This window comes from Bradyrhizobium lablabi (assembly GCF_001440475.1).
GTDB classification, from domain to species: Bacteria; Pseudomonadota; Alphaproteobacteria; order Rhizobiales; family Xanthobacteraceae; genus Bradyrhizobium; species Bradyrhizobium lablabi.
Window position 1 is genome coordinate 2,477 of sequence record NZ_LLYB01000060.1, and the last position, 12,811, is coordinate 15,287.

16 protein-coding genes are annotated in these 12,811 nt (G+C 62.8%); 10 read left to right on the forward strand and 6 right to left on the reverse strand.

From position 1 onward, the window contains the following. On the reverse strand, nt 1-1,366 hold a 1,366-nt coding region (locus CQ14_RS12905; protein WP_082649843.1), incomplete at its 3' end, for a TAXI family TRAP transporter solute-binding subunit. Nucleotides 1,367-1,788: 422 nt separating this feature from the next. Between CQ14_RS12905 and CQ14_RS12910 the strand changes: the two genes are divergently transcribed. Beyond that, nucleotides 1,789-2,142 (forward strand): DUF3307 domain-containing protein, encoded by a 354-nt coding sequence (locus tag CQ14_RS12910; protein ID WP_199805521.1) that lies wholly within the window; start codon nt 1,789-1,791, stop codon nt 2,140-2,142. 197 nt (nt 2,143-2,339) lie between these two features. Next, nucleotides 2,340-2,744, forward strand: coding sequence for a hypothetical protein (locus tag CQ14_RS12915; protein WP_057858266.1), 405 nt, complete (start codon nt 2,340-2,342; stop codon nt 2,742-2,744). A 130-nt stretch (nt 2,745-2,874) separates the two neighbouring features. Here CQ14_RS12915 and CQ14_RS12920 read toward each other — a convergent pair whose 3' ends face one another. Together CQ14_RS12920 and CQ14_RS12925 are read right to left on the reverse strand one after the other, a co-directional pair. Next, entirely contained in the window at nt 2,875-3,213 is a 339-nt protein-coding gene (locus CQ14_RS12920) for a YkgJ family cysteine cluster protein (RefSeq protein ID WP_057858267.1), read from the reverse strand. Between the two features lie 42 nt (nt 3,214-3,255). Further along, nucleotides 3,256-3,954, reverse strand: a complete 699-nt coding sequence (locus CQ14_RS12925) for a helix-turn-helix transcriptional regulator (protein ID WP_057858268.1) — start codon at nt 3,952-3,954, stop codon at nt 3,256-3,258. A gap of 109 nt (nt 3,955-4,063) precedes the next feature. Between CQ14_RS12925 and CQ14_RS12930 the strand changes: the two genes are divergently transcribed. Both CQ14_RS12930 and CQ14_RS12935 read left to right on the forward strand, forming a co-directional pair. After that, nucleotides 4,064-4,312 carry a hypothetical protein gene (locus CQ14_RS12930; protein ID WP_057858269.1) on the forward strand — a complete coding sequence of 83 codons (249 nt, stop codon included), beginning with the start codon at nt 4,064-4,066 and terminating at the stop codon, nt 4,310-4,312. A gap of 61 nt (nt 4,313-4,373) precedes the next feature. After that, complete coding sequence (locus CQ14_RS12935) at nt 4,374-5,102, forward strand: glutathione S-transferase family protein (RefSeq protein ID WP_057858270.1); 729 nt, start codon at nt 4,374-4,376, stop codon at nt 5,100-5,102. On the opposite strand, the gene CQ14_RS12940 is transcribed toward CQ14_RS12935, so the two are convergent. Then, entirely contained in the window at nt 5,099-5,734 is a 636-nt protein-coding gene (locus CQ14_RS12940) for a pyridoxamine 5'-phosphate oxidase family protein (RefSeq protein ID WP_057858519.1), read from the reverse strand. The genes CQ14_RS12935 and CQ14_RS12940 overlap by 4 nt on opposite strands. 118 nt (nt 5,735-5,852) lie before the next feature. Between CQ14_RS12940 and CQ14_RS12945 the strand changes: the two genes are divergently transcribed. Further along, on the forward strand, nt 5,853-6,746 hold the full coding sequence (locus CQ14_RS12945) for a LysR family transcriptional regulator (RefSeq protein ID WP_057858271.1): 894 nt from the start codon (nt 5,853-5,855) through the stop codon (nt 6,744-6,746). A gap of 97 nt (nt 6,747-6,843) precedes the next feature. Here CQ14_RS12945 and CQ14_RS12950 read toward each other — a convergent pair whose 3' ends face one another. Together CQ14_RS12950 and pobA are read right to left on the reverse strand one after the other, a co-directional pair. Beyond that, nucleotides 6,844-7,272 carry a PaaI family thioesterase gene (locus CQ14_RS12950; RefSeq protein ID WP_057858272.1) on the reverse strand — a complete coding sequence of 143 codons (429 nt, stop codon included), beginning with the start codon at nt 7,270-7,272 and terminating at the stop codon, nt 6,844-6,846. 259 nt (nt 7,273-7,531) lie between these two features. Beyond that, nucleotides 7,532-8,701 (reverse strand): 4-hydroxybenzoate 3-monooxygenase, encoded by a 1,170-nt coding sequence (gene pobA, locus CQ14_RS12955; RefSeq protein ID WP_057858273.1) that lies wholly within the window; start codon nt 8,699-8,701, stop codon nt 7,532-7,534. A gap of 284 nt (nt 8,702-8,985) precedes the next feature. On the opposite strand from pobA, the gene CQ14_RS12960 reads away from it, so the two are divergent. The 5 genes from CQ14_RS12960 to CQ14_RS45265 all read left to right on the forward strand — a co-directional run. Then, nucleotides 8,986-10,002 (forward strand): TRAP transporter substrate-binding protein, encoded by a 1,017-nt coding sequence (locus CQ14_RS12960; RefSeq protein WP_057858274.1) that lies wholly within the window; start codon nt 8,986-8,988, stop codon nt 10,000-10,002. A gap of 80 nt (nt 10,003-10,082) precedes the next feature. Next, nucleotides 10,083-10,592: a TRAP transporter small permease gene (locus tag CQ14_RS12965; protein WP_057858275.1), complete on the forward strand. Its 510-nt coding sequence runs from the start codon at nt 10,083-10,085 to the stop codon at nt 10,590-10,592. 5 nt (nt 10,593-10,597) lie between these two features. Continuing rightward, nucleotides 10,598-11,914: a TRAP transporter large permease gene (locus CQ14_RS12970; RefSeq protein ID WP_057858276.1), complete on the forward strand. Its 1,317-nt coding sequence runs from the start codon at nt 10,598-10,600 to the stop codon at nt 11,912-11,914. 152 nt (nt 11,915-12,066) lie between these two features. After that, a complete protein-coding gene (locus CQ14_RS12975; RefSeq protein ID WP_057858277.1) occupies nt 12,067-12,528 on the forward strand; it encodes a DUF3237 domain-containing protein in 462 nt (153 codons plus the stop codon). A 49-nt stretch (nt 12,529-12,577) separates the two neighbouring features. Beyond that, the coding region (locus CQ14_RS45265; protein ID WP_210183159.1) for a hypothetical protein at nt 12,578-12,811 on the forward strand (234 nt) is incomplete at its 3' end.

Below are 12,811 nucleotides of genomic sequence, written 5' to 3' on the forward strand. Positions count from 1 at the left end.
CCTTTTCATCCTGCGCGGCGTGGCGCTTGAGATGTTCGCGGCGCAGGCCGATCTCGTCGCGCACGAATTCATAGCCGAGCTTGAAGGTATCAAGCCCGTCGCTACTGATGGTGCCATCGCGCAAGCCGATCACCACGCCGCGCAGGATCGTTTCCAGCTCGTCCTGCAGCTCGTCGAGCGCGTCCAGCGAGTTGGCGTATTCCATGCGCTCGCCGACATCGAGAATGGCGGTTGCGAGCTGGCTGGCCTTTTCCGGCGCCACCCGGGTAATCTTGGCATAGATGGCGGCAAAGATCGTGCCGATGATGCTGAGCGCGGCGAGTGCGACATACATCAGGTCGCTGTAGCGCTCGACGAATGACTTGATCTCGTCGTTGATGTATTCGGCGGCGCCCGGATGCGCCACGATGAAGGCGTCCTTGTCGGTCGCCGCCGGCTCGATCTTGGAGGCGAAACCATCGGGAAGCGCGAGCTCGGCCTTGTTCTCGTAGATGATCCGCGCCAGGTCGCCAACGGTCGTGGTCGAGAGCTTGGACTGCGCGACCAGCAGCCATTCGAGCCCGATCGTGTCGACGTCTTCCGCAGGGAGGGCGGGGGAGGCGGACAGCATGCCGGTCGCCACCGTTTCCTCCGATAGCGCCGGATATTTCCGCGCGATCGCCTTCGCCGACTCGATGGCATTCAGCGTGAAGCCGCCGCGCCTGGCATATTGCTCGTAGCTCTTGTCCTTTACGATCTGCGAGGCGTGCGCAATCTTGATCACGGCGCCGAAGCCCGCGGAGAAAAGCTGGTCGAAGGTCTGGCCCGGCGGCGCCATCTGCACCCGCGTCGCCGCGTCCGGCGTATCCGACAATTCGAGAATATTGCGCACCAGCGCAGCCCCGCTCTCACTGTCGGCGATGACCGCGATCTTCTTTTTCTTCAGGTCCGCGATGGTCTTGATCTTCTTGCCGCTCGGGCTGATCAAGAGAAGCAGGTCGTGTTCGAGGATCGCCAGTGCCCGGGCGCGGGGCGGTATCCTGGCGTCGGTGCGCAATATCGCAAGGTTGGCTTCCTTGCGGTCGAACTGCGACAAAGCCCTGGCATTGTCGCCGTTCGGCACGATCTTGAGCCGCAGCCGCGAGGAATTATTTTTCAGCACCGTCGCCAGACGGGCGGCGAAGCGCGCCTCGGGGCCGTTGGTATCGCCGACCGCAAATACCAGCGTCTCGGAATTGCGCAGCAGGGTTCGGCCGCCCCAGACCACGGCAGCGGTGAGGACCAGCGTCAGGATGGAAAACAGCAGGATCTGGGCCCGGTTGCTCTTGACGGTTCGGATGCGGCGACGCGGCATTTTCGGATGCGGCGTTGGGGCTTCAGCACTCATGGCTCGTACCCGGAAGGGCTGGGACGTGTCGCCGCCGAACTGGCGCGGCAGGCGTCCGAATGAATTCGTAAATGCCTAGAAAAGAACGATAATTTTGCCTCCCGGGCAATGATAGCCCGCTCCTATGGGATTGCAAATCGCGCGGGCCGGTAACCTTGCCCCCATAAGCCCGCTGCACGCCGGAGCCGCAGTATCGCAGTTCCGCCACACCGTGCGATTTTCAGACTACCGAGAGGTGCATTCTGGCCCGGGAGATGTCATAAATAAAGGCAACGTTAGAGTAGTCCGGGTTTGAAAAAAACATTGCGCTGACAGCCTAGGCCCCGGTTTTTTCGCCACCCCGTCAGTCCCAGCAGAGGGCGTCAGCTTTGTTGTTTCCTTCGATGTCGTCCTCGGTCCCGGTAGGTGCGCTGATAGGATGGATGCTGCTTCTGACCGTGAAGCACGTCATTGCCGACTTCATGCTGCAAACTTCCTGGATGGCGATCGGCAAGGATCAGAAGACCGGCTGGGCCATGCCGCTATTGGCGCATTGCCTCGTGCACCTGGCGGTATCGCTGGTGCTGATCCTGATCGTCGCGCCGCGCTTCTGGTTCGTCGCCTTTATCGATTTCTTCATTCACCTGATCGTCGACCGCCTCAAGGGGATCATCGCCTCCCGCTTCGGCGTGACGCAGGAGAACGAGCATCCGTGGTTCTGGACGCTGATCGGCGTCGACCAGGCGCTGCACCATCTCACCGGTTTCGGCCTGGCGATCTTCATGGCGGCGAACTGATCCCGCATTCGGCGCGGTCGCGCTCCTGGTTTCAATCATCCTTCGACATCGGAAAACGTCGCCTCCGCTTCGGCTACGAATCATGTGTCGATTCCGCTTCAGTCGTGATTGGAAAGTCCCCCGGAACACTACTGGCTAGCGTGGTTAACCCTTCATTAGAGAATTGCGCGGCATCTTCCGAAAAGGGAGAACCCGCAATGTTTTCAAGCCGCGAAGCCTTCGAGAATGATTTCTGTCCAGTCCGCGACGAGCTCCTGGGCGAGATGTATCGCGCCAATGCGCACGGCCTGCCGCTGCTGGTGGACAGCGTTTCGTCCGAGGTCCGCGCCATGCTGGCGCTGTTCTGCTACCGCCGCAGCCATCTGCACGCGCTGGCCCTGGCCATCGCCGCGAGCTGCACCGAACGCGAGCTGATCCATTTCGGCGGCCGGGTCGGTTCCACGCTCTATGCGCTGTCGCGCGAACCCGCCGCGCGTTCCGCCTCGTCGTCCTCCCAAAATGGCCGCAAGCCGATCACCCTCTCGACCAAGCCGCTCTCGACCTTCAAGCCGATCGACGACGAGATCGACGAGGAAGATTTTGCGGAAGCCGTAACGGCCTGATACGCGTAGCCCGGGTGAAGCGCAGCGCAACCCGGGGCTTTCTTACACGCCGCTAAACCGTTCCCGGGTTACGCGGAGCCTGTCATCGGGCGCATTCGCGCGACCCGTTGGCTCCATCCGGGCTACCGTTCTAGGCAGGGACAACGGGAAGAATCGGCAATCCGTGCCGCTTTCGCGCCATCGCGCATTCGACGTCGCCCGGCATGCAGGTGCGGCACACTTCGGGCCGCACCGCGTAGACCATGCACGATGTCGCCTCGCCGACCTTGCCTGATAGCGCCGAACAACGGTCGCCCTCGCAGCGCATGCCCGACAGCCGTTCGTTGACGAACCGTTCCGGGATCAGGTCGAGCGCCGCATCGTCCTCGATGGTAAAGCGCGGCCAGTTCCGCGAGTAGCTGCAGCAGGCGCCGCAGGCCTGGCAGGGACTTTGGCAGGTGCTTTGGTTATCGGCGACGCTTCCTTGCATGAACAGCCTTTAGCCCGGAATGACGGCCCCGGCCAGCGGCCCTCAGGTATCCTTCGGCGCTTCCCAGACCAGGCTGCGCCGCCACTTCGCCCGCAGGATGTCGCGCCGTTCAGGGTATTTTTCGTCGTGATAGACCGCGTCGACGACGCGGTCGGTGCGGAAACTGCGAAAATCCTTCCGCAGCTCGCACCACGCCGCCAGGATACGCACCGCCTCGTGATAGCCGACCGCGATCGGCCAGATCGTGCGCTGGCTGTCGCGGCCGTGTTCGTCGCGATAATTCAGCGTGATCTTCTTGCCGTCGTGGATCTGCGACCGGGTCCGCACCATGTCGATGCGGTCGGGCTCCCGGTTCCATGCCCGCCGGGCGCGGCTCGCGGGTTCCAGCACGAATGGCCGCAGGCGCTCGGGCACTGTCTCGGCGACTTTCGCCATCAGGTCCTGGGCGGCCCGCGCCAGCGCGGGATCGGCATGGCCGACCACCCATTGGGCGCCGAGCACGCAGGCCTCGATCTCGTCGGGCGTGAGCATCAAGGGCGGCAGGTCGAAGCCCTTTTCCAGGATGTAGCCGACGCCGGCTTCACCGCGGATCGGCACCCGCTGTTCGATCAGGGTCGTTATATCGCGGTAGATGGTTCGCTTCGACGTCTCCAGCTCCGCTGCGATCGCATCCGCCGTCAAAGGTTTTCGGGTGCGCCGGAGCACCTGAATGATTTGAAACAGCCGGTCGGCCCGTCTCATGGCTCTCTTTTCCTAAAGGTCCTAAAGGCGGCCTGCGCCATGCTGACAGCATGTTGGCAGCAGGCCTTTTGTATCAAGGGACAACACCGCAATTGAAGGGAACTTGTCCATGACGATTTTCAGCGAATTCGGCCTCCGGGGAAACCGCCTGCCGCTCGCAGATGCCCAGACCTTAGCCCTCGAACAACTGGTTTCCATCCAGTGCGTCACGTCAGACCTGCGTTGGGCGATGGTCGAGCTGGCATGCCGCTCGCTCACGGCAATGTGCGCCCTGGCGCGAGCGCAACTCGTGGCGTGGGCGCGCAAGCACCGTACTCCGCGGGAGGAGGAACGCCATAGCCGGCATTGCTGCTGCTGACACCATGGTGGCAGCAGGGGGGCGCTAGCCTCGGGGCACGTTTTGAGATCGGGAGACCAGCATGATTGTCCTTTACGGCTTCGGCGCCGGCTTCGGCCTGCCGGAGATCAGCCCCTTTGTGACCAAGACCGAGGTCCAGCTGAAGATGGCGGGTCTGGCCTATCGCAAGGAAAAGGCCAAGCCGCCGGCCTCCCCGAAGGGGCAGTTGCCCTATATCGTCGACGAGGCCGAGACCATCGCCGATTCCACCTTCATCCGCGCCCATCTTGAAGCCAAATACGGCTTCGATTTCGACGCGCCGCTGAGCCTGCAGGCGCGGGCGCAGGCCTGGGCCTTCGAGCGGATGATCGAGCATCACATCTATTGGGCGCTGGTCGGCGCACGCTGGGTCGATGGCGACAATTTTGCCAAGGGGCCGTCGCATTTCTTCGACAGCGCGCCGCTGCATCTGCGCGAGAAGATGCGCGAGGACGCCCAGTTCCGCGTCGCCGAGAATTATCTGCTCAGCGGCCTCGGCCGCCACGCGCCGGACGAGGATATCGATCTTGCCGTTCGCTCGCTGTTTGCACTGTCGGTCCAGCTTGGCGACAAACCGTTTTTGATGGGCGAAACGCCCTGCGGCATGGATGCCACCGCCTTCGGTGCGCTGGCCGGCATCCTCACGCCGTTCTTCGAATCGCAGCTTCGGCAACGCACCGAGCAGTTCGCCAACCTCACCGCCTATGTCGACCGGATGATGCTGCTGTACTACCCGGAATTCGCCTGGGCGCCGGTGCAGCAGGCCGCTTAGGTGGGATCCGCCGCGGCAGGCTGCCCCTTCAAGACGGCCAGCTCCGCCTCGAGTTCGGCGATGCGGGCATCGCGCACGGCGAGCGCCTGCGCGACATCGGCGGCATCGAATTTCTGCGGGATATGCTGCGGGCAGTTGGTGTCCCACGCCGCGATCCTGAACAGGATGACCTGTTCGGGACGCGCCTTGTAGCCCTGCGGCATCAGCGCCTTCGTCAGGGCTTCATCGTCCTCGACCACGCGCGCCTCGCCCCAGATCTTCACGCGCCGGCGATGCGCATAGTCCATCACGAAAATATGCGCCTTGGGATTCTCCGACAGGTTGCCCTGCGTGATGTATTGCCGGTTACCGCTGTAATCGGCGAACGCGATCGTGTTCTTGTCGAGCAGCTTGATAAAGCCCTTCGGCCCGCCGCGGTGCTGGATATAGGGCTGGCCGTCGGCGGAGGCGGTCGAAAGGAAGAAGCTGTTGGTCTCGGCGAGGAAGCCGGCGAGGTTTTCGTCGATCTCGGTGCGCCAGCCGCCGCGCGCCTCGACATTGGCATAGGCGTCGCGCGAGCCCTTGCGGGCCTGGATCGCCTTCACCGCCGGCGTGAACGCCACGTCGCTGGAATAGGTGTGAACGTCAGACATCTGAGCCTCCTCATGGAGCGCCAACACGGTCGTCCTTCGCCCCCTAAAATGGACGTTTCCGTAGCATAAACAATCCGGGCAATTGACACTTCACTATTGCTGGATATGCAATAGTCGAATGGACCGGCTCGATGCCATGCAGGCCTTTGTCGCGGTGGCCGACTTGCGGGGTTTTGCCCCCGCGGCGCGCAAGCTCGGCCTGTCGCCGTCCGCCGTCACCCGGCTGATCGCGGCGCTGGAGGAGCGCCTAGGCGCGCGGCTGCTGCAGCGGACCACGCGGCAGGTGACGTTGACCGACGCGGGCTCGCGCTATCTGGAGCGGGCGCGGCGGATCCTGGCTGATATCGAGGAGGCCGAGGGCGCGGTGGCCGGTGAGCGGACGCGGCCGGAGGGGCAACTGGTGATCTCGGCCCCGGTGGGCTTCGGCCGGCTGCATGTCAGCGCGATCGTGACAGCCTATCTGAAGCGTTTTCCCGATGTCAGCGTCGACCTCCGTCTGTCCGACCGCATGGTCAACCTGGTCGAGGACGGCGTCGATCTTGCCATCCGCATCGGGCATCTGCCCGATTCGACGCTGGTGGCGCGCCATGTCGGCGAGATGCGACGGATCGTGGTGGCTTCACCGGGCTATCTCAGGGCGAGCGGCGAACCGCGGCGGCCAGGCGATATCCCGGCGCATGACACGATCCAGTTCGGCGCCATGACGGCGGCGCTCGACTGGCGCTTCGTCGAGGACGGCCGCGAGGTCCGCATCGCCAGCACGCCGCGCTTCGCCACCAACAGCTCGGACGCCGCGATCCAGTACGCCGAACAGGCCGGCGGCCTGACGCGGGTGCTGGCCTATCAGGCCGCCGAATCGCTGAGAGCACGCCGGCTCAAAATCGTGCTGGCCTCGTTCGAACAGCCGGCGATGCCGATCCACATCGTCTACCCGACCTCGCGCCTGCTCTCGGCCAAGGTCCGCACCTTCATCGATCTCGTCACCGAGCTGGCCGACTGGCATTTCGGTTAGAGCATGACCCGGAAAAGTGTGTAGCGGTTTTCCGAAAAGATCATGCGCAAACAAAAAGCTAAAGCGGGATGACGATTCGAAGAAAAGTCATCACGCTTTAGGCCACCGGCTCCTTCTTCGGCACCACGCGAAACGTCGCATTCGCCCGCGCGATCACGACGTCGTCGGCCTTGATTAGGCTTTGCGCGAAGCAGATCGTCCGGCCGGTCTTGACGACGTCGCTCTCGATCGCGAGCCATTGCCCGACCTCCGCGGTGCCGACGAAATCGACCGCGAGCCCGACCGTCACCAGCGATGACACGCCGCCCATCACATGGGCGCAGCTATGGCCCATGGCGCCGTCGGCCAGCGCTGCGATCAGCCCGCCATGGATCATGCCACGGCCATTGGTGTGCGGTTTTGCAAGGCGCAGCCCGATGATGACCGCCTTGTCGGTCCGCTTCGAATACAGTGGCTCCCAGGGATCGGTCAGTGGGCTCTTGCGGGTATGAGGCGTGAAGCCTGCGGGAATGTCGGCAGTTGTCATTGGCGGCTCGCATGTTGACGACGTTTGTCGTCATTGAACGCAACGCGCGCGCGAAGTCACCGCCTACAAAGTTTTAAACGGGATTTCGGTGGTCGTTTGAAATGCCGCGCTCTCTCCCCGTCATTGCGAGCGGAGCGAAGCAATCCATGCTTCCGCGTGTGCGGGACGATGGATTGCTTCGTCGTTTGCGCTCCCTTGCGCAAACGCTTCGCGTTTGTCGCAGGCAATGACGGCGCGGTTATTTCACGAACATGTTCGCCTAAAACGGCAACCCCACATAATTCTCCGACAATGACGCCGAGGCCGCCTTCGAGTTGACGACATAATCCAGCTCCGCAAGCTGGATGCGCGCGCCGAATTCGCCCTCGTCGGGGAATTGGTGCAGCATCGAGGTCATCCACCAGGAGAAGCGCACCGCCTTCCAGACCCGCGCCAGCGCACGCGCCGAGTACACGTCGATCCCGGCGGAGGATTTCTCGTCGTAATATTCGCGCAACGCCTGCGAAAGGTAATGCACGTCGCTGGCGGCGAGGTTCAACCCCTTGGCACCGGTCGGCGGCACGATGTGGGAGGCATCGCCCGCCAGAAACATCCGCCCGAACCGCATCGGCTCGGCGACGAAGCTGCGCAGCGGCGCGATGCTCTTCTCGATCGAGGGGCCGGTGACGAGTTCGTCGGCCGCCTTCTGGTCGATCCGGCGCTTCAGTTCGTCCCAGAACCGCTCGTCCGGCCACTGGTCGATATGATCGTCGAGCGGACATTGCACGTAGTAGCGGCTGCGGCGCATCGAGCGCATGGTGCAGAGCGCAAAGCCGCGCGCATGGTTGGAGTAGATCAGTTCCGGGCTGACCGGCGGGGTTTCCGAGAGAATGCCGAGCCAGCCGAACGGATAGATCCGCTCATAGGTCTGGATCGCCGACGGCTTCACGCTGGCGCGGCTGACGCCATGAAAGCCGTCGCAGCCGGCGATGAAGTCGCATTCGATCTCGTGGGTAGCGCCGTCCTTCACATAGCTGACGCGCGGGCGGTCGGTGTCGAAATCGAGCGGCTTGACGTCGGCGGCCTGATAGACGGTGGTGAGGCCGGCGGCCTTGCGCGCGTTCATCAGGTCGAGCGTCACCTCGGTCTGGCCGTAGATCATGACGGTCTTGCCGGTGGCGCCGTGCATGTCGATGCGGTGGCGGGCGCCGCCGAACGCCAATTCGACGCCGTGATGGATCAGCCCTTCGCGATGGGCGCGCGCGCCGGCGCCGACCTCGTCGAGCAGCGCCACCGTGCCTTCCTCGAGCAGGCCGGCGCGGATGCGGCCGAGCACATATTCGCCCGTCTGCCGCTCGAGGATGATGTTTTCGATTCCGTAGAGGTGTAATAGTTGCCCAAGCAACAATCCTGCCGGACCTGCACCTATGATTGCGACTTTTGTCCTCAAGACCGGCTCCCCGATTGCTGTAGTGTGCGGGGCGCGGCCCGCGAACTTGCCTTGATGATTATATCATATAACAGTTTTGGCAACGGACGTCGGTGCAAAAACCATGATGGATATTCGCCGCAGCGCACAAAGAGGTGCGGCCGAACGTCCGTTTTGAAAACGCGCGCCCGTCTTGAAAATGCGGGCGCGTTAGATAACATGTTAACTAACGGGACCGGGTAAACGGGCCTGTCATCAGACTGCCAAAGAAACTGCCAAGGAAACTGCCAGGGGAGAGAATGTCCATGAGAAAAGCGTTGTTGGCGCTGCTGCTTGCGGCCGGTGTGACGCCTGCGCTGGCGCAGGAAAAAACCTTCGACCTGAAGATTTCGCATTGGGTGCCGTCGTCGCATCCCCTGCAGAAGTCGCTGGAGGACTGGGCGGCCGCGGTCGAAAAGGATTCCGGCGGTTCCATCAAGTCCAAGGTGTTTCCGGCCCAGCAGCTAGGCAAGGCGTTCGACCACTACGACATGGCGCGCGACGGCATCGCCGATGTCACCTACGTCAACCCCGGCTACCAGCCCGGACGCTTCCCCCTGATCGGCGCCGGCGAACTGCCGTTCCTGATGTCGGACGCCAAGGGCGGCTCGATGGCGCTGGACGCCTGGTACCGAAAATATGCCGAGAAGGAGATGAAGGACGTCAAGTTCTGCCTCGGCTTCGTCCATTCCCCGTCGTCGTTCCATTCCCGCACCAAGAAGATCGTCGTGCCCGACGACATCAAGGGCATGAAGATCCGTCCCGCCCACGCCACCATGGCCAATTTCGTGACCCAGCTCGGCGGCACCAATGTGCAGTCGTCGGCGCCTGAGGTCCGCGACATCATCGAGCGCGGTGTCGCTGACGCCGTCACCTTTCCGTGGGGCTCGCTGCTGCTGTTCGGCATCGACAAGGTGACGAAGTACGACATGGAGGCGCCGCTCTATGTCACGACCTTCGCCTTCGTGATCAACAAGGACAAGTACAACCAGATGTCCGACAAGCAGAAGAAGGCGATCGACAACAACTGCAACACCGAGACCGCCGGCAAGGTCGGCGAGCACTGGGGCAAGATGGAGGACGCCGGGATCGCGAAGATCAAGGCGGAGTCCAGCCACGAGGTCTACACGCTTACGCCCCAGCAGATCGGACTTTGGAAGAAGGCCGCCGAACCGCTGGTCAAGACCTGGGGCGACGGCGTCAAGAAGAACGGCGGCGACCCGGATGCGGCGCTGGCCGAGCTGAAGGCCTCGCTCACCAAATACAACGCGCTCGCGCAGTAAACGCGTAAACATCCTTCCGGCGGCGGGAAATATCCTGCCGCCGTTTTCTCCTTAGCCATTGCCAGCCGTTCGGAGCGGACATGAATCGCGCGTGGATGGATCGTTTCATCGACACGATCGAATGGATCGCCGCCGGCTTCGTCGGTATCGTGGCGCTCAACATTTTCGTCGGCGTCCTGCTGCGCAACACCCTCAATTATGCGATCCCGGATTCCTTCGACATCGGCCGCATGCTGCTCGGCATCCTGATCTTTTGGGGCATCGCCGCGACCAGCTATCGCGGCGGCCACATCACCGTCGATCTGGTCTGGGCCAATGTCGGTCCGAAATATCAGCGCATGATCGACGTGTTCGCCACGCTGGTGCTGCTGTTCGTGGTGACGGTGCAGACCTGGACGCTGTTCGACAAGGTGCGCACCACCTATAACGACAACGTGCTCACCTTCGACATGCACATGCCGACCTGGCCGTTCTTCGCCATCGCCTGGGCCGGCGACGGCGCCGCGGTTCTGCTGATCGCGATCCGCACCTACCGGCTGATCTTCCATCCGGAGGATATCCACGATGCCAAAGTGAAGACGGTGGAGTAGGCGACATGAGTACCGACGCCGTCGCCGTTCTCGGATTTGTTTCGCTGTTTGCGCTGATGCTGTTGCGCGTGCCGGTCGGCATGGCGATGGGCCTCGTCGGTGTCTGCGGCTTCGGTTACCTGGTCGGCTTCGCGCCGGCGCTGAAACTGGTCGGCCAGACCTCGATGCGCACGGTGACCGATTACACTTTTGGCGTGATCCCGATGTTCCTGTTGATGGGAACGTTCGTCAGCAATTCCGGCATGAGCCGTGAACTGTTCCGCGCCGCCAATGGCTTCGTCGGCCATCTGCGCGGCGGGCTCGGGATCGCGACGGTTGCGGCCTGCGGCGGCTTTGCCGCGATCTGCGGCTCGTCGGTGGCGACCGCTGCGACCTTCTCGGCCGTGGCCTATCCGGAAATGCGCCGCTTCGGCTATCCGCAATCCTTTGCCACCGGCGTGATCGCGGCGGGCGGCACGCTGGGCGCGATGCTGCCGCCGTCCACTGTGCTGGCGGTCTACGGCATCATCACCGAGCAGGACATCGGAAAACTGTTCATCGCCGGCATCATTCCAGGCCTGCTCGCGATGACCATGTACATGGTGACCATCGCGCTGATCGGCTGGTTTCGCCCGGACTTCCTGCCGACGGGTAAGCAAACCACCTGGCGCGAGCGCTTCGCCGGGCTGAAGAACATCTGGGCGCCGGTGCTGCTGTTCATCTTCGTGATCGGCGGACTGTATGGCCTGCCATTCCTGCCGCGCTTTACGCCGACCGAAGCCGGCGGCGTCGGCGCCACCGGCGCGTTCCTGATCGGCGTGCTGACCGGGCGGCTCGACAAGGAGAAAATCCTGAACTCGCTGCTGCAGGCGACCCGCACCGCGGCCGCGGTGTTTACGGTGCTGATCGGCGCGCTGATCTTCGGCTATTTTCTGACGGTGACGCAGACGCCGCAGAAGGTGACGGAGCTCCTCACCGGGCTTGGTCTCGGCCCCTACGGCATCCTTGCGCTGATCATGGTGATGTACCTGGTGCTGGGCTGCCTGATGGACGCGATGGCCATGATCATCCTCACCGTGCCGATCATCTTCCCGGTCATCATGCATCTCGGCTTCGATCCGATCTGGTTCGGCGTCATCATCGTGATGACGGTCGAACTCGGCCTGATCCATCCGCCTGTCGGGATGAACGTGTTCGTGATCAAGAGCGTGGTGAAGGATGTGTCGTTCTCGACCATCTTCCGCGGGGTTATCCCGTTCGTGGCGACGGACCTGATCCGTCTGGTCATCCTGATCGCATTTCCGATACTTGCCCTGTGGTTGCCGCAACGCATGGCCGGATAGTGTTGCTACGTCATAACCGCTCTAACCCCTCATGGTGAGGAGCCGCGTCAGCGGCGTCTCGAACCATGCGGCCCCCGTCGGGCCTTCATCCTTCGAGACGTGCGTTCCGCACTCCTCAGGATGAGGGGCTTGTGCTAAAGGATATTGGTGCGATGACCCCGCAGCTTGAGACCAGATACGTCTTCACCATCACCGCCCGGATCGGCGAGGTAACCTCGGCCGGCGAGATCGGCACCGGCGTGCGCCGGATCATTCCGATAACAGGCGGCGAGGTGAGGGGCGAGCAGGTCAACGGCAAGGTTCTTCCCTTCGGCGCCGACTTCCAGATCATCCGCCCGAACGAGCTGATCGAGCTCGAAGCCAAATATGCCTTCGAAACCGATGACGGCGCAGTCGTCTATGTCGAGAACAAGGGCCTGCGCTTCGGCCCGGTCGAACTGTTGCAAAAGCTCAAGCGCGGCGAGCCGGTCGATCCCAAACTGATCTATTTCCGTACCGTCCCGAAATTCGAGACGGGCAGTGAAAAGTATCGCTGGCTGATGGAAAACCTGTTCATCGCCTCCGCCGCCCGCCACGCCGACCGCGTCGTCATCGACGTGCACCAGGTGTTGTGAGTTTTTTTAGAGCCGTAGGCCGTAGGGTGGGCAAAGGAGCGTTAGCGACGTGCCCACCATCCATCACCGATCGCGCGGCTCGATGGTGGGCACGCTTCGCTTTGCCCACCCTACGGGCTACGATCTGTTGCCATGGCGGCGGCCGTTGCGCGTTCAGGCGAATTTCCGCAATGGCTTCAACGTGATTTGCCCGGTCCAGTCGTCCGCGCAAAAATATATTGCTTTCCCTCACACCCAAATCAGCGGCAATTTCCGCGCGTCTCGTCCCGGCAAGAGGGGCGTA